Origin of the sequence: Pseudomonas sp. KB_15, assembly GCF_052114525.1 — a bacterium.
Classification (GTDB): Bacteria; Pseudomonadota; Gammaproteobacteria; order Pseudomonadales; family Pseudomonadaceae; genus Aquipseudomonas.
Genome location: NZ_JBFREX010000011.1, coordinates 24,623 through 41,723, shown reverse-complemented (window position 1 = coordinate 41,723; position 17,101 = coordinate 24,623). Strand labels below are relative to the sequence as shown.

Here is a 17,101-nt window from a genome sequence, read left to right as displayed (position 1 = left end):
CCCGCTTGCGGGGCGTCGTTCTTTCCGCGGTTCAAGCGTTCGGGTCAGTCAACAGTGCGTGCAGCATGCGCGCCATCATCCTGGGCGTGTCCTCATCAGTGAGGTAGCCCGGTCTTTCCAACAGCATGGCCCGTGGAAGCACCGTCCATGTCTGGTAAACCAGAAACTCGGCCTTTTCCCGATCCTTCACCCGGATGTCGCTGGCGAAGCGCTTCATCAAGGCTGAACTCGCCGTGGCGGTCCAGAGTTGCTTGGCCTTGACCACATCCAGTCGCACCAGTTCGTCGTAATGAGTGGAACGCACACTGAACGCCGGATCGAACAAGGTTTTCTTGTGATGGGCGGCCAATACCGCCCGCAAGGCCAGCAAAATCCCGTCCAGCAGGCTGGTGCCAGGCGGCAGCGCCATAATGTCGGCGAACAGTTCGATGCGGGCTTCAGTCCGGTAATCATCAAACACCGCAGCGATCAACGCCTCCATCGTCGGGAAGTACTCGTAGATCGAACTGATCGCCACCCCTGAGTCTTCGGCCAGGCGCATGGCATTCAAGGCTTCCCGCCCCTCGCTTTCGAGAATTTGCCGACCGGCCTGTTTCACAGCCGTAACCAGCGCAATCGAGCGTGCCTGGCGCGGTTCCTTGCGCGGCTGGGCAGGTATCTCGACCTGCACACCGGGTTTGTCAGGGGTTGGTTTGATCATAGTGTCCTCTCCAGAGTGCTGCTCATTGCCACTGCGGCAGAACCGACAGGCAGCAAACTGGAGTATGACCGAGGCGGCTCGCTTAGTCAGCGAGTCTGGCGAGTGCAGAACGCACCGTTTGCGGCATGGGCACCGAGGTGTTGCTGGCGCGGTCGACGTACACATAGACGATATGGGCCGCTGCGGCCGCTACGTGCTCATCGTTGCGAAACAGTGCCAGCTCGTAGCGTGCGCTGCTGTTACCCAGGCGGGATATTTTCATGGCGACAGTGATCTGGTCGGGGAAGCCGATGGACGAAAAATAGGTGCAACCCGAATTGACGATCAACCCGATCACCGGGCTGTTGGCAATGTCCAGGGTGCCCTGTTCGACCAGGAACGCCGTGATCGCCGACTCACAGTAAGAGTAATAGACCACGTTGTTCACATGCCCAAAGGCGTCATTGTCACCAAAGCGTGTCGGCACTTGGGTGAAATGGCGAAACTCGTCCCGGCACGGCCGCTTGAGCCTGTTGCTCATAGAATCGCCCTGTAGATCGAGCGCACATCGGCCAGGCAGAGCTCCCGGGGATTGTTGCCGAGCAGGCGCTGCTGCTTCATCGCATCGAGAGCCAGCGCCTCGATGTCGGACTCGACGATGCCCAGGTCACGCAAGCGGGTCGACAGGCCCAGCTCACCGGCCAGGGTGCCGAGGTAGTTGGCCAGGGTAGAGGCTTTTTCAATATCGGTACCCAGGATTCCAGGCAGGACGATGTCGGCCAGTTGCGCATACAGCGGCGCCACCGTCTCAAGATTGAAGCGCATCACCGGCCCCAGCACCAGGGCATTGGAAAGACCGTGTGGTATATGGAAACGTGCGCCGAGGGGATAAGCCAGGGCATGCACCGCCGCCACCGGGGCGTTGGCGAACGCCATGCCCGCGAGGCAAGCACCGAGCAACATGTTCTCCCGCGCTTGCAGGTTGCTACCGTCCACGCAGGCCTGGAACAGGCTGCCGGACAACAGACGCAACGCCTCTCGTGCCAGGCAATCGGAAATCGGGTTCTTCAGGTTTTTAGTGGTATAGGCCTCTATGGCATGGACCATGGCATCGATACCGGTCGCGGCGGTGACGTGGGGCGGCAGGCCAAGGGTCAGCTCCGCGTCCAGTACAGCCAGGTCGGGCAGCAGCATTGGCGAATAAACCACGTTCTTCTCACCCGCACCGGTGGTCACGACCGAGACCGAAGTCACTTCCGAACCGGTCCCTGCCGTGGTGGGTACCAAAATCAGCGGCAGACGCGGGCCTTTGGCCTGGTTGATGCCATAGACCTCGCTCAAGGACTCGCCACTGCGCGCCAGCAGCGCGGCCAGCTTGGCGGCATCCAGCGAACTGCCGCCACCCAAGCCCACCACGCACTCGGCGCCACAGGCTTTGGCGGCACCCACCGCCGCCAGAATCACCGACTCCGGCGGGTCGGCCTGTACCTGGGAAAACACGGTGACGGCTATCTCCTGGCCCTCGAAGCCGGCGAGCACCGCATCCAGTAGCCGGGCCGCAATAACCCCCGCATCGGTCACCAATAAAACCGATTTGCAGCCCATGGCGCGAACATGAGCGGCGAGCCGGGTCGAAGCACCGCGCTCGATGATCATTGATGGAGTGGTTTGAAATACCATTTTCAACATGGAAGCCTCACGAATAGGTGTTTTGCGCTGAGTTTTTCTGGCGATTGCAAAGCACATGCGCCAACCGCAAGCCCCTCACAAATAGTGGTCTGAGTGGCAGCTCGCTCCCCCATTGATATGAGTGAGCGAGACCGAGTGTATGCCAGCCAACCACCTGATCCCGCCTGAAATCCGGTCACCCGCCCCGAATCCGGAAAGACCTCCGGAAGCACCTCGAAACTTCAGTTTTTTTACTTATTTTTCAGCTACTTGAGTCATACATTCGAGTATCGGAATCCGGAACAAAATTCACCTCGGCATCCCCATACTTGAGCCACACCTCCCCCGGCCTGGCCGGTTCCCACTAGTCGAGTAGCGAGCCAGAAAATGCCCACTGCACAACTGTCGATAGAACAAAAAACCCAGCAGCTGCTGAACAACCCGGCAGAATTGGTCAACTATTCCCAGCAAGCCTGGAACCATTTGCCCCGCGCCGAAATCGACGCGCTACAGCTCAATGCCCTGAAGCAACGCTTCGCAGAACTTCGCGAGCGCATACCGGTACTCAAGAAGCTTGCCGACGCCCAAGGCGTGGACAAGATCGAGCAACTCGACGACGTGGTACCGCTGCTGTTCGAACACACCGTCTACAAGTCCTACCCGCCATCGTTGCTGGAGAAGCGCAGCTTCGGCCAGATCAACAAGTGGCTGGGCAAACTGGTGACGCCAGAGGTAGCCGAGGCCATCGCCGCGGTCAATGTCAGCGATTGCCAGGGCCTGGATGACTGGTTCGAGACCATGGACGAAGGCGTGCCGCAACTGCGCATCAGTCACACCTCGGGCACGTCCGGCACCTTGTCGTTCCTGCCCCAAGGCGTACATGAGTGGGAAAAATTCGCTCAGCTGCGCAAGATGATGGTGTGGAACATGGAGGGGCCGGACACCCCGGAGCCCAACCTGCACACGATTTACCCTTACTACCGCAAGGGCTACCTGAGTCATGTGCGTGTCCACGCCGCCATGATTCCAGCGCTGCTGCCGGACGAATCGCATTTCCATGCGGCTTACCCGACTACCCTCAGCACCGACGTGCTCCACCTGGGCGCCAAGCTGCGTGCGGCACAGTCCAAAGGCACCCTCGATCGCCTGGTGATCAGCCCGGAACTGCTGGAAAAGAAGAAGGCTTTCGACAAGTTGCAGGCCGAGATGCCACAGCACCTGGCGACCTTCTTCGATCATATGTCCACCAAGCTCAAGGGCCAGCGCGTGTACATCGGCGCGACCTGGAACCTGTTGCACAGCATGGCCAAAGCGGGTCTGGAGCGAGGCCTGGAAGGTGTCTTCCACCCTGACTCGTTCGTGCACACCGCCGGTGGCGGCAAGGGTGTCGTCCAACCCGAGGGCTGGCGCGAAGACGTGCTGCGCTTCACCGGTGCCAAGACTCTCAACGAATCCTATGCGATGTCCGAAATCGTCGGCGGCGCTCATGCGCGCTGCGAAGCGGGGCATTTCCACTTCGCCCCCACGGTCATCCCTTACCTGCTCGATCCGGAGACCAGCAAGCCGCTGCCCCGCACAGGTCGCGTGACCGGTCGTGCAGCCTTCTTCGACCTCGGCGCCGAGATCCGTTGGGGCGGCTTTATCACCGGCGATGAAATCACCGTCGAATGGGACAAACCCTGCGCGTGCGGCCGGCCGAGTTGCTACGTCGTCGGGCCGATCCAGCGCTACAGCGAACTCAATGGCGGCGACGACAAGATTACCTGCGCAGCAACAGAAGACTCCCATCGCCAGGCGATGGATTTCCTGAACACATTAGAGGGTTAACCCCATGAGCAAACCGATTGCGCCAATGATCATCCGCGGCAAAGTCATCACCGACAACCTGATCGACGTAGGCGGCCGTGGCGGCGACCTGGTGTTCCAGACCCCGGATGCGCACAAGTACATCGACCAGTTGCCGCTGGGTAATCCGGCCCGGCTGGCCGACCTGTACACCCTCAGTTTCAAGGATATCCTCGACTACGCCGAAGCCCTCGGTGAACGTCTTGAGTTCGACAAAAACCCCTACCTGCAGGAAGCCTGCGAGCTGTCGTACCTGACGGCGCCCGTCACCCCGAGCATGGTCAAGGGCAGCTACATGGGGCTGCGGCATATGCTCACCCGTGAGTCCGTCACCGAACAGGTGGAGAACTCGGTGGGCGTCAAGTACCTGGAAGGCTGGGTCAAGCAACGCTTGATCGACGGCACCGAACTGGATGTGCGCTGCTTCGGCGCCCGCACGCTGCATATCGTCGCCGGCAACGCGACCGGGCTGTCCCTGCTGACCATCCTGCGCAACATGGTGCTGCGCAGCGACGCGATCATCAAGGCGCCGTCCAACGACCCGTTCACGGCCCTGGCCATCGCCCGCACCATGGTCGAGATGGCGCCGGACCATCCGCTGACCAAACACCTCAGCGTCGCCTACTGGAAAGGTGGCGACCAGGCTTTCGAAGAACGCCTGTATCAACCACAGAACCTGGAGAAGATCGTCGCCTGGGGCGGCTTCAATTCGATGAAGCATGTCACTCGCTACATCCAGCCGGGTCTGGAGCTGATCTCCCTCGACCCGAAACGCAGCGCCAGCATCATCGGCAAGGGCGCTTTCGACACTGAAGAGACCATGCGCGAGGCCGCCCTGCGCCTGGCCAGCGACATCGGTGCACTGAACCAGAAGGCGTGCGTGTGCGCCAGGGTGGTCTATGTGCAGAGCGGCACCGACGAGGCCGGCCTGGCGAATCTGAACACCTTCGGCCGGTATGTCTACGACGCCATGCAGACCCTGCCCAACACCCTCAGCACTGTGCCCAAACGCTACGACCAGGGCCTCAAGGCCGAAGTCGACGCGCTGCGCCTGGATGATGAGTGGTACCAGGTGATTGGCGGCCAGGACGGTGAAGGCGCGGTCATCTGCTCGCAGATACCGGAGTCGGTGTCCTTTGCCACCCGGCTCGACGACCGCACCGCCAACCTGGTGCCGGTCGATGACCTGCACGAGATGATGGATGCCGTGGATGCCTACACCCAGACCGTCGGCGTCTATCCGGAAAGCATCAAGGAAGATCTCAAGGACATTCTGCCGCTGTATGGCGCTCAGCGAATCGTTTCGCTGGGCTACGCAGCGGGGCTGAAATGGGCGGGTCCGCAAGATTCCATCGAGCCGCTGCGGCGCATGGGCAAGTGGATCGTCAACCAGATCGCCTCGCCGGAAATGACCCCGGCGCCCTGGTTGCGCCCGTCGATCTAACCCCTCCTTTACCCCCGGCCATTGCCGGGGGTACGCCTTGATTCCTACAGGACTTACCCATGACCACTTGCCTGGGATTTGCCGCCCATGAGGCCCATTCCGCCCTCGCGCCGTTTCGTTTCGAGCGCCGGGCCTTGCGCGACGATGACGTCGCCATCGATATCGCCTATTGCGGTGTCTGCCATTCCGATGCCCATCAGGTAAATAACGATTGGAACAACACGGTCTATCCCATCGTGCCCGGCCACGAGATCGTCGGGCATGTCACTGCCGTCGGCAGTCACGTCAGCCGTTTCAAGGTCGGTGACCGGGTCGCCGTCGGTTGTCAGGTCGACAGCTGCCTGCAATGCGCACCTTGCGAGGAGCATCAGGAACAACTGTGTGCCCATGGTCCGACGCCCACCTACAATGGCAAGGATCGTCACACCGGCGAGATCACCTATGGTGGTTACTCCGAGCATATCGTCGTCCGTGAGCAATTCGTTCTGCGTATGCCCGAAAGCCTCGATCCGCGTTTCGCCGCACCGCTGCTGTGCGCCGGCATTACCGTGTGGAACCCGATGCGCCGCTACGGCGTAGGCAAGGGTTCGAAAGTCGCGGTGGTTGGCCTCGGCGGGCTCGGGCATATGGCGGTGAAGCTGGCCGTGGCGCTCGGTGCCGAGGTGACCGTGATCACCACTTCACCGGGCAAGGCCGATGATGCCCGCGCCCTGGGTGCCAATCATGTGCTGCTGTCCAACGATTCGCCGGCAATGACGGCGGCGGCCAATGCGTTCGAATTCATCATCGACACCATTCCCAGCCGCCACAACGTCAACCCCTACCTGATGCTGTTGGGTCGCGAAGGCGTACTGGTGCTGGTCGGTGCCATCGAACCACTGGAACCCATCCATGGTGGCTTACTGATTCGCAACAACCGCACCATCGCCGGCTCGCTCATCGGTGGGATCCAGGCGATCCAGGAACTGCTGGATTTCTGCGCCGAACATCAGGTCCTGCCCAGCTGCGAAATGATTGACATCAAGGACATCAACACGGCCTTTGACCGCCTGCAAAACAACGACGTGAAGTACCGCTTCGTGATCGACATGAACAGCATGCGTGACATAGCACTGTAATGAAGTCCCACGCTGCGGTGCTCATCACCGCAGCGCCTTCTTGCCGACCTATAACTTGCTGCACAAGTGCCCCGCATCCACGACTATCTCACTGTCCGTCTTATCGCGATTGGCGACCTGAGAGCCAACCTGACGTCTAGTTCGACCCCGTCATCGGCGGTGAACACCCATGTCATGCACCGCCGCTCCCACAGGGATCTGCGTCAGTTCAGAGTCTGTGCATGCTCAAATAAGCGAAGCGCGCCCGCTTGAGGCTCAGGTCGGCCCGGAGGCCGCCTCGGCTTCAGCTTTTGCGGTACACGCCCCATCGAGAGGCCGAGCGCAGGTTCTGCGCAGTGGGCAACCCGGCATGGATGCCGGGTTAGCCGCCCCCGGCCATGGATGGCCGATGGCGGCGGGCCCACGGAGCAGGACCGGAGCGAGGGTATGCCGAGCCTAGGCGAGGCACCAAACGTCAGGGGCAAGAGCCTTTGGTTACTTTGGGCTTTTCAAAGTGACTCGCTGTAAGAGCGAAACCAATAGAAGCCGTTACCGCAGGAATGGATATGTACACCTGAAATAAACCACGTCGGCTGTCAGGCCGCCATCGCGAGCAGGCTCGCTCCCACAGGCAACTGTGCCGGGCATGGGATTGGTGTTCACGGTTCACCGCCGATGACAGGCTCGAACTAGACGTCAGATCGGCTATAAGACCGCCTCGCGCGCTTTTGATTTTGATCTTTTTACCCCTTCGAGCGCATGCCGAGCGCCAGCGAGACACCGAACGAAAGGGCCAAGAACGTTTGATTACTTTGCACTGGGCGGCATTACGTTTTTCAAAGTGACTCGCCAGCAGCGATTGCGCAAGGGCGTGAGCCCGGCGCACAACCGCTGCCGTGATGCAAAAGTCTATTGATAAAGGCTACCCAGGCTTCGTTCACTGGAACACCTCGAAGAGTCCGGCCGCGCCCATCCCGCCGCCGACGCACATGGTCACTACCACATACTTCACGCCGCGCCGCCGACCTTCCAGCAGGGCATGCCCGACCATCCGCGCGCCACTCATTCCGTAAGGGTGGCCGATGGCGATGGAACCGCCATTGACGTTCAGGCGGGCGTCGTCGATGCCCAGGGTGTCGCGGCAATAGAGCACCTGACAGGCGAACGCCTCGTTGAGCTCCCACAGGCCGATATCGTCAACCTTCAGGCCGTGTTGCTTGAGCAGCCTGGGGACCGCCAGCACCGGACCGATGCCCATTTCTTCCGGGGCCAGGCCGGCAACGGCGATACCACGGTACAAGCCCAACGGCTTGAGGTTGCGTTGCTCGGCGAGTCGCGCATCCATCAGCACGCAGGCGCTGGCACCGTCGGACAATTGGCTGGCGTTGCCGGCGGTGATGCAGCCTCCGTCGATTACCGGCTTGAGGTTGACCAGATCTTCCAGGCGGGTCTGCGGACGGTTGCCTTCATCAAAACGCAGAGTGACTTCTTCCAGGCGCGTCTCGCCAGTGACTTTGTCGATCACCTGCCGAATGCTGGTGACCGGGACGATTTCACTGTCGAACAATCCGGCCCGCTGTGCCGCTGCGGTACGAAGTTGTGATTGCAGGGCGTAGGCGTCCTGCGCCTCGCGACTGATACCGTAGCGCCGGGCGACCCGTTCGGCGGTTTGCAGCATCGGCATGTAGGCGTGGATGGCATTGCGCTCCACCTGCGGATCGTGCTCGGCGTACGCCCATTCCATGTGGCGATTCTGCACGGCGCTGATGTTTTCCTGGCCGGCACCGATCGCGGCCGGCATGCCGTCGACCATGATCTGCTTGGCGGCCGTGGCGATGGCCATCAGGCCCGAGGCGCACTGACGATCCAGGGTCTGCCCGCTGACCGACAACGGCAAACCCGAGGCCAGGGCGGCCATGCGCGCGAGGTTCAAGCCCGCCGTGCCGCTGGTCAGTGCGGTGCCCATCACCAGGTCTTCGATTTCACCGGCTTCGATGCCGGCGCGTTCGACCGCCGCACGGATCGCATGAGCGGCCATGGTGGGCGACTTGATGGTGTTGAACGCGCCACGGAATGCCTTGGCGATAGGGGTACGGGCCGTGGAGAGAATGACAGCTTCTTTCATGGTAGAGGTCCTTGCGAAATAGGTGGGCGGCCGCCCTGGAGAAGCCGCCGGATGGTCAGATGCGTTCGATGCGGGTCTTGCCGCAGGCCACCAGGCGCCCCAGCAGCGCTGCCGGTTGGAACCACATCGCGCCGTAGGCGCCGAGTGACTCGCGGTAATGGCTGATACGCCCCAGCACCTGTGCCAGTCCCAGCCCTTCGGCGTAGTGCAGCGGGCCGCCGCGCCAGGCCGGGAAGCCGTAGCCGTTGATCCAGACCAGGTCGATGTCGCTGCTGCGCTGGGCGATGCCTTCGTCGAGCAACTGGATGCCTTCGTTGACCAGCATCAACAGGCAGCGGTCGTGGATTTCCTGATCACTGATGGCGCGGCGCTGGATACCCGATTCGCCAGCGATCCGTTCGGCCAGTGCGACCACTTGCGGGTCATCCTTGCGCTCGCGGCCTTCATAGAGGTAATAGCCGCGGCTGGTCTTCTGACCAAAACGGCCGAGGGCGTAGAGCGCGTCGGCGAGCTTGCAGTAGCCGAGATCGTGGGCAATGACATCGCGGCGCGACTCGCGCACCAGGAAGCTGACATCAATGCCCGCCAGGTCGTGCATGGCCAACACCCCCATGGCCAGACCAAGGCCAGTGAGCACCCGGTCGATCTGCGCGGGTGTAGCCCCTTCCAGCAGCAGGCGGTGAGCCTCGCGGGAATAGGGTTCAAGCATGCGGTTGCCGATGAAGCCGAAGCACACCCCGGAAACCACCGGGATCTTGCCGATGCGCTTGGCGATTTTCAGCGTAGTGGCCAGGACATCGGGGGCCGTGGCCGTGCCGCGGACTACTTCGAGCAGGCGCATGACGTTGGCCGGGCTGAAGAAGTGCAGGCCGACGACGTCCTGTGGCCTGCGAGTGACAGCAGCAATGGCGTCGACATCGAGGGTCGAGGTATTGCTCGCGAGAATCGCTCCGGCCTTGCACACCTCGTCCAGGGTACGAAACACCTGCTGCTTGATCGACAGGTTCTCGAACACGGCTTCGATCACCAGGTCAGCGTCGGCGATATCGGCGTAGTCCAGGGTGCCGTGGATCAGCGCCAGGCGCTCGTCCATCTGTTCGGCCGTGAGCTTGCCGCGCTGGACACTGGTTTCGTAGTTTTTGCCGATCAGCTCCAGGCCTCGGGCCAGGGCATCGGCCTTCAGTTCCAGCAGCGTCACCGCCATGCCCGCATTGGCAAAGTTCATGGCAATCCCGCCGCCCATGGTGCCGGCACCTATCACCGCGACCCGGGTAATCGGACGAATCGGCGTGCCCGCGTCCAGCCCCGGCAGCCTGCCGACTTCACGCTCGGCAAAGAATACATGGCGCAAGGCCCGGGACTCGCTGGATGCCTCGGCCTCCTGGAACAGCTCGCGCTCCCTGGCCAGGCCTTCGGCCAATGGCAAGCTGCACGCGGCTTCGATCGCCGTTACCACCCGCTGCGGCGCGTTCTGGCCTTTCCAGCGAGCCTGGTTGGCAGCACGATAGTCGGCGAAATAATTCGCCGGCAGGGCTGCTCCCGGGTTCGCTTGCGGCCAGGCCGGACGAGCCGGCGCCTGCCGGGCAATCAGCTCTTCGGCCATGCACCTGGCTGTATCCAGCAGGCTGTGCGCGTCTTGCGCCACACGGTCGAGCAGCCCCAACGCCAGTGCCCGCGCCGCACTGATCGGCTGACCCGAAGCAATAATCTCCAGCGCCGCGGCGGCACCGATCAGGCGCGGCAAGCGCTGAGTGCCACCGGCGCCGGGCAGCAGGCCCAGCTTGATTTCCGGCAGGCCCAGGCGCGCGCCGGCTTCAGCCACGCGGTAGCCGCAGGCCAGGGCGAGCTCCAGCCCACCACCCAACGCCAGACCACCGATGGCGGCGATCAGCGGTTTGTCCAGTTCGGTGAGCCGGGCCAGCAGGCTCGACAGGTCCGGTGTGGCGAACGAAGCTGCGCTACCGAACTCGGAAATGTCCGCGCCAGCACTAAACACCAGGCCCTCACCGTGGAGGACAATCGCTTTCACGCTGGCGTCCGCCGCGGCGCGTTCACAGGCCTCCAGCAGTTCTTCGCGCAGCGCCTGGCCGAGGGCGTTGACAGGGGCACGGGCGAGGCCGATCAGGACCAGAGGACCTTCGCAGTGATAATGGATGAGAGTATTCATGGAGGTTTTCTCGTCGGATAAAGAAGTGAACGCCACGCAATGGGTCTATTGCCTCAACTCGACTCGCTTTGCCGAATCAGCTTCTTGTTGATTTTTCCGACGCTGGTCTTGGGGATCTCGGCGACGAACTTGAACTGCTTGGGGATTGCCCATTTGTTGATCCGGCCACGCGCCACAAACTGTTGCAGGTGGTCTTCGAGCATCTTTTTATCGATGTACTGTCCAGGCTCGCACACCACCAGGGCCATGGGCCGTTCGCCCCATTGCTCATCGGCAATGCCGACCACCGCGACGGACGTGACCGACACGTGCTCGCTGATCAGGTTCTCCAGCTCCAGCGAGCTGATCCACTCCCCGCCCGTCTTGATCACATCCTTGATCCGGTCCTTGATTTCCACCCCGCCCAGAGGGTCGATAGAGGCCAGGTCGCCGGTATGCAGCCAACCGCCCTGCCACAGCTCGGCGCCTTTTTCAGGCGCCTTCAAATAGCCTTGCGTCAGCCAGGGGGCACGCACAACGATCTCGCCCAGGGACTCACCATCGTGAGGAATGCTATTGCCTCTGGCATCGATAATTTTCAAATCGACCATCGATATGGGCATGCCGGTCTTGATACGAGTGGCTAACTGCGCTTGCGTGCACTGTTCAAGCTCCTGCCCACGCAGATAAGTCGAACACAGCATCGGGCAGGTCTCGGACATGCCGTACCCGCTGTGCACCTGAATACCTTTGGCGCTCGCCTGGCTGGCGATTGCCAAGGTCAGCGCACTGCCTCCCAAGAGCATTTTCCAGCCATCGAAAGAGGTCTGCGCCGCTTCGTCGCAGCCCAGGATCATTTGCAGAATCGTGGGCACACAATGAGAAAAGGTGACCTTCTCTTCTCGAAAAAGCCGAACCAGGCTATTGGGCTCGTATCGCCCGGGGTACACCTGTTTGATGCCCATCAGGGTCGCGACATAGGGCACGCCCCAGGCATGCACGTGGAACATCGGCGTGATCGGCATGTAAACGTCGTCGGAACGTAACAGCGCAAAGCTTTGGTAGGCACCCAAAGTACCCACGGCATTCAGGGTGTGCAGGACCAGTTGGCGATGGGTGAAGTACACGCCTTTCGGGTCGCCCGTGGTGCCCGTGGTGTAGAACAGGGTCGCCACAGAGTTTTCATCGAAGTCGGGAAAGTCGTAATGGCCAGCCGCCTGGGACAGCAGGCTTTCATACTGCCCCAACACGGGCAGTCCGGTGCTGGTCGCGACGTCGTCAGAGAGCCGGATGTAGCCCTTGACGGTGTTCAGGCCAGCATGGATCTGCTCGATCATGGGCAGGAAATCATCATGCACCAGCACCAGATCGTCCTCGGCGTGATTCATGGTGTAGCGCACCTGTTCCGGCGACAGGCGAATGTTCACCGTGTGCAATACCGCGCCGATCATTGGCACGGCAAAGAAACATTCCAGGTACCGGTGGCTGTCCCAGTCGAGCATGGCCACGGTATCCCCGGCCTTGACCCCGGCCACCGTCAGCGCATTGGCCAGACGGTGGATGCGCTCGATGAGGGTCTTGTAGCTGTAGCGCAGCTTGTCGGCGTAGACGATTTCATTGGCGGGCTCGTATCGCACTCCCGACAGCAACAAGCTCTTGATCAGCAGCGGGTAGGTGTAGGCGCCTTGTGCTGGCGGAATTATTTTTGTCTTCAGCATGGTCGTGACTTCCTGGTTCAGAATTGCGCCGCATCCAGCAAATAGAGGCTATCGCTACCGGCCATGACCGAAGCGCTCAGTGAATGGATACGCGGTAGCAGACGGGCGAAGTAGAAACGTGCCGTGCCCAGCTTGCTGGCGTAGAAGTCATCCTCGGTCTGTTTCCCCTGCGCCGCTTTGGCCATCAGGGCCCACATGTAGGCATACGCGGTGTAGCCGAATACCTGCAGGTACTCGACCGAGGCGGCGCCGATTTCGTTCGGGTCGTTCATGGCTCGGTCGAGCAACCACGACGTCAGTTCGTCGAGGGTATCCACGGCGGCGTTCAATTGTTGGGTGAACTCACCGAGGTCGGCGCTGGCGTTGGCGGTGAAATGGCGAACCTCGGCGGCAAACAGACGATAAAGCGCCCCGCTGCTGCCGACGATCTTGCGCCCGGCCAGGTCCAGCGCCTGGATGCCATTGGTGCCTTCGTAGATCTGGGTGATGCGCACATCGCGCACCAGTTGCTCCTGGCCCCACTCACGGACATAACCATGGCCGCCGAAAATCATCTGGCCGTGCACAGTGGTTTCCAGCGCCATGTCGGTGAGAAACGCCTTGGCGATCGGCGTCAGCAAGGTCACCAGCTCGTTTGCGCGCTGGCGAGTCGGTGCGTCCTCACTGTATTTGGCCGTGTCCAGTTGCAGGGCCACGTAGCTGGAAAACGCACGCCCCCCCTCGTTCAGGGCTTTCATGGTCAGCAGCATGCGGCGTACGTCCGGGTGCACAATGATCGGATCGGCCGCCTTATCCTTGTGCTGCGCGCCGGTCGGTGCGCGGCTTTGCAGACGGTCACGGGCGTACGCGACGGCGCTCTGATAAGAGCGTTCACCCTGCGCCAGGCCCTGTATGCCCACGCCCAGACGCTCGTAGTTCATCATGGTGAACATCGCCGCCAGGCCCTTGTTCGGCGCGTCGACGATCCAGCCAGTGGCGCCATCGAAGTTCATCACGCAGGTGGCGGATGCCTTGATGCCCATCTTGTGTTCGATGGAACCGCAGGACAGCGAATTTCGCTCGCCCAGCGAACCGTCGTCATTGACCAGTACCTTGGGCACCAGGAACAGCGAAATGCCTTTCGGCCCCGCCGGTGCATCCGGCAGTCTGGCCAGTACCAGGTGAATGATGTTTTCGGTCAGGTCATGCTCGCCACCGCTGATGAAAATCTTGCTGCCGCTGATCTTGTAGCTGCCGTCGGCCTGGGGTTCGGCCCTGGTGCGGATCAGGCCCAGGTCGGTGCCGGCATGAGCCTCGGTCAGGCACATGGAGCCGCTCCAGACGCCAGCGTACATGTTCGGCAGAAAGCGCTCCTTGAGTGCCTCACTGGCGTGGGCGTTGAGCGACAGACAGGCACCCGCCGTCAGCATCGGGTAGGTGCCGAAAGACAGGTTGGCCGAGGTCACCATCTCCTCGACCTGGGCGGCGATCGTCTTGGGCATGCCCATGCCACCGTACTGCGGATCACCGCCGACACCGACCCAGCCGCCGTCGGCAAAGGCCTGGTACGCCGCGACAAATCCATCCGGGACATTCACCGCTCCGTTGTCCCAGGAGCAACCTTGCTCGTCGCCACTGCGGCGCAGCGGGGCAATGCTGCCTGCGCTGATCTTGCCGGCCTCTTCGAGGATGGCGGCGGCCGTTTCTTCGTCGACCACCTCGGCAAGGCTGGGCAGTTGAGTCCATAGCCTGGGGACCTCAAAGACTTCATTGAGCACGAAGCGCATGTCGCGCAAGGGGGCTTTGTAATCAGACATGGTGGGTTACTCGGTCAATGTGAGGGAATGCGGTATGCCTGTTTTTTGGGAATGGCCGGTCTCGCTGACGGGCAGCAGCGACTCATGCACCACTGGCTCATCCGCGGCAGTCCGACGGTTCAGCGAGGGACCGCGCAACAGGAAGTACGACAGGGCAGGAATAAGGATCAGCGCGCCGAGCATGTTCCACAGGAACATGAAGGTCAGCAGGATGCCCATGTCCGCCTGGAATTTGATCGGTGACCAGACCCAGCACACCACGCCGGCCGCCAGGGTGATGCCCACCAGTCCCACCACCCGACCGGTGAACGACACCGCTTTTCGGTAGGCATCCGCCAGCGATAGCCCCTGGCGCTGGTGATACAGCTGAACGCTGAGCAAGTACAACGCGTAGTCGACACCTATCCCCACGCCGAGGGCGATCACCGGCAAGGTCGCTACCTTCACGCCGATGCCCATGACCACCATCAAGGCTTCGCAGAGGATCGAGGTCAGCACCAGCGGCAGCAGCGCCACCAACGTGGCGCGCCAGCTGCGGAAGGTGATCAGGCAGAACAGCGTCACCGCCGCATAGACGTAAAACAGCATGGTGCGGTTGGCCTCGCGCACCACGATGTTGGTCGCGGCTTCGATGCCGGCACTGCCGGCAGCCAGCAGGAACTGACGATCCTGGGTGCTGTTTTCCCTGGCGGTACTGTTTTCCTTGGAGAACCTGTCAGCGATGGCGACCACCGCGTCCAGGGTTTCAGCCTTGTGGTCCTTGAGAAAGGCGATCACCGGCATCAGCGAGCAGTCGTTGTTGAACAACTCCGGGGAGTTGACCGAGGCCTGCTGCGCGGCGTAGTTCAGCACGTCCTGATTGCGCTGGATGCTGTTGAGCTTGGGATTGCCCTCGTAGGTGCCCGCGGTAATCTGGCGCACCGCGTTGACCAGCGAAGACGTCGCCTGAACCCCTGGGGACTGCTGCAGCTCCCAGGCCAGACGGTCGGCGAGGACCAGGGTCTGGTAGTTCAGGCAGCCTTCCGGTGCGGTCTTGATCATCACCGCGAACATATCGCTGGACAGGGCGTAGTGGCTGGTGATGTAGGCGTTGTCGCGGTTATAGCGCGAGTCGGCACGCAACTCCGGCGCCCCGCTGTCGAGGTCGCCGATTTTCAGTTGCAGGCTGACCATGAAACCGCCGATACCCATCAGCGTCGCCACCAGGATCGCCCCCGTGGCCCAATTGCGCGTGGTGAAGCGATCGAGCAGGTCCCACAGTTTGCCGACGCCGTTATGCCCCGCCGCTCTCGTGTCGATCTTCAGCGCCCGCTCGGCGGCCTGGCGCCCAACACCGATATAAGACAGCGCCACCGGCATCAGCAGCAAGGAGGTGAAAATCAGCACGGCGACGCCGATGCTGGCAGTGATCGCCAGGTCCTGGATCACCGGAATGTCGATCAGCATCAACACCGCAAAACCCACCGCGTCAGCCAGCAACGCGGTAACCCCGGCAATGAACAACCGGCGGAACGTGTAGCGCGCAGCGATCAGCTTGTGAGTGCCCCGAGCGATGTCCTGCATGATGCCGTTCATCTTCTGTGCCGCGTGGGACACGCCGATGGCGAAAATCAAAAACGGCACCAGCACCGAGTACGGATCGATGGCGTACCCGAGCCAGGCGACGATGCCCAGTTGCCAGACCACCGCAATCAGCGAGCAGCCGACCACCAGCAGAGTGCTGCGCACGCAACGGGTGTAGGCGTAGATGATGGCCAACGAGGTGACCACCGCCAGACCGAAAAACATCATCACCTGAATCAGGCCGTCGATCAGGTCGCCCATGAGCTTGGCGAAACCGATCACCCGCACCTTGTACGGGCCCTTGCCCTCGGCCCCGGCCTTGCGCGCGGCGCTGTCGCCGGCGAACTCGATCTTGTCGCGCAACTGCTCTTCGAGCATCTGCGAGAAGGCGTGGTAGTTGATGCGCTGGCCAGTGGCCGAGGCCTTGTCCAGCAGGGGCACGATGAGCATGCTCGACTTGTAGTCGCTGGCCACCAGGCTGCCGACGATACCGGCGCGGGAAATGTTCTGGCGCAACTGTTCGATTTGCTCGGGCTTGCCCTGGTAGGCATCGGGCATCACCGGGCCGCCCTGGAAGCCTTCCTGAGTGACTTCAGTCCAGCGCACCCCAGGACTCCATAGCGACTTCATCCAGGAGCGGTCGACGCCTTCAGTGAGGAACAACTGGTCGTTGATCTGCTTGAGTACGTCCAGGTAACCGGGATCGAATATATCGCCCCGGGTGTTCTCCACCACCACCCGCACCGAGTTGCCCAGACCACGTAGCGACTGGCGGTTCTCGAGGAAGTTCTTAATGTACGGCTGGCTCTGGGGAATCATCTTCTCGAAGCTGGGGCGCAGCTCCAGGCGAGTCACCGCCATGTAGCCCAGCACCACCGTGGCCAGCGCCATCAGCAGCATGAACAGCGGGCGGAAGTTGAACACCAGCCGCTCCAGCCGGTTGCCGGAGCACCGATCGAAGTCACGCAGCTCGCGGATCACCGGCATGGCGTCTTGTTTTATGTTGCCCATATCCAGGTA

The 17,101-nt window shown here is 61.8% G+C and carries 11 protein-coding genes; 3 read left to right on the top strand and 8 right to left on the bottom strand.

Annotation, left to right across the window (positions count from 1 at the left end):
• Window positions 1-31: 31 nt before the first annotated feature.
• From AB4Z35_RS12830 to AB4Z35_RS12820, 3 genes are all read right to left on the bottom strand, one after another.
• Window positions 32-700 carry a TetR/AcrR family transcriptional regulator gene (locus tag AB4Z35_RS12830; RefSeq protein ID WP_442097401.1) on the bottom strand — a complete coding sequence of 223 codons (669 nt, stop codon included), beginning with the start codon at window positions 698-700 and terminating at the stop codon, window positions 32-34.
• Between the two features lie 82 nt (window positions 701-782).
• Window positions 783-1,220: an acyl-CoA thioesterase gene (locus AB4Z35_RS12825; protein WP_442097399.1), complete on the bottom strand. Its 438-nt coding sequence runs from the start codon at window positions 1,218-1,220 to the stop codon at window positions 783-785.
• Window positions 1,217-2,368, bottom strand: a complete 1,152-nt coding sequence (locus tag AB4Z35_RS12820; protein WP_442097398.1) for an iron-containing alcohol dehydrogenase — start codon at window positions 2,366-2,368, stop codon at window positions 1,217-1,219. The genes AB4Z35_RS12825 and AB4Z35_RS12820 overlap by 4 nt, the downstream gene beginning before the upstream one ends.
• Before the next feature lie 366 nt (window positions 2,369-2,734).
• On the opposite strand from AB4Z35_RS12820, the gene AB4Z35_RS12815 reads away from it, so the two are divergent.
• The 3 genes from AB4Z35_RS12815 to AB4Z35_RS12805 are packed head-to-tail and all read left to right on the top strand — an operon-like array spanning window position 2,735 to window position 6,754.
• Window positions 2,735-4,174, top strand: coding sequence for a hypothetical protein (locus AB4Z35_RS12815; RefSeq protein WP_442097397.1), 1,440 nt, complete (start codon window positions 2,735-2,737; stop codon window positions 4,172-4,174).
• A gap of 4 nt (window positions 4,175-4,178) precedes the next feature.
• Window positions 4,179-5,636, top strand: a complete 1,458-nt coding sequence (locus AB4Z35_RS12810; protein WP_442097396.1) for an acyl-CoA reductase — start codon at window positions 4,179-4,181, stop codon at window positions 5,634-5,636.
• A gap of 59 nt (window positions 5,637-5,695) precedes the next feature.
• Window positions 5,696-6,754: an NAD(P)-dependent alcohol dehydrogenase gene (locus tag AB4Z35_RS12805; RefSeq protein WP_442097395.1), complete on the top strand. Its 1,059-nt coding sequence runs from the start codon at window positions 5,696-5,698 to the stop codon at window positions 6,752-6,754.
• Between the two features lie 916 nt (window positions 6,755-7,670).
• Here AB4Z35_RS12805 and AB4Z35_RS12800 read toward each other — a convergent pair.
• From AB4Z35_RS12800 to AB4Z35_RS12780, 5 genes are read right to left on the bottom strand one after another with little or no spacing between them, the layout of a single operon-like run.
• On the bottom strand, window positions 7,671-8,858 hold the full coding sequence (locus tag AB4Z35_RS12800; protein ID WP_442097394.1) for an acetyl-CoA C-acyltransferase: 1,188 nt from the start codon (window positions 8,856-8,858) through the stop codon (window positions 7,671-7,673).
• A 55-nt stretch (window positions 8,859-8,913) separates the two neighbouring features.
• Window positions 8,914-11,025, bottom strand: coding sequence for a 3-hydroxyacyl-CoA dehydrogenase NAD-binding domain-containing protein (locus tag AB4Z35_RS12795; RefSeq protein WP_442097393.1), 2,112 nt, complete (start codon window positions 11,023-11,025; stop codon window positions 8,914-8,916).
• A gap of 53 nt (window positions 11,026-11,078) precedes the next feature.
• Window positions 11,079-12,722 carry a fatty acid--CoA ligase gene (locus AB4Z35_RS12790; protein WP_442097392.1) on the bottom strand — a complete coding sequence of 548 codons (1,644 nt, stop codon included), beginning with the start codon at window positions 12,720-12,722 and terminating at the stop codon, window positions 11,079-11,081.
• Between the two features lie 17 nt (window positions 12,723-12,739).
• Window positions 12,740-14,518, bottom strand: a complete 1,779-nt coding sequence (locus AB4Z35_RS12785; RefSeq protein WP_442097391.1) for an acyl-CoA dehydrogenase C-terminal domain-containing protein — start codon at window positions 14,516-14,518, stop codon at window positions 12,740-12,742.
• 6 nt (window positions 14,519-14,524) lie between these two features.
• Window positions 14,525-17,092 (bottom strand): efflux RND transporter permease subunit, encoded by a 2,568-nt coding sequence (locus AB4Z35_RS12780; protein WP_442097390.1) that lies wholly within the window; start codon window positions 17,090-17,092, stop codon window positions 14,525-14,527.
• Window positions 17,093-17,101 lie beyond the last annotated feature (9 nt).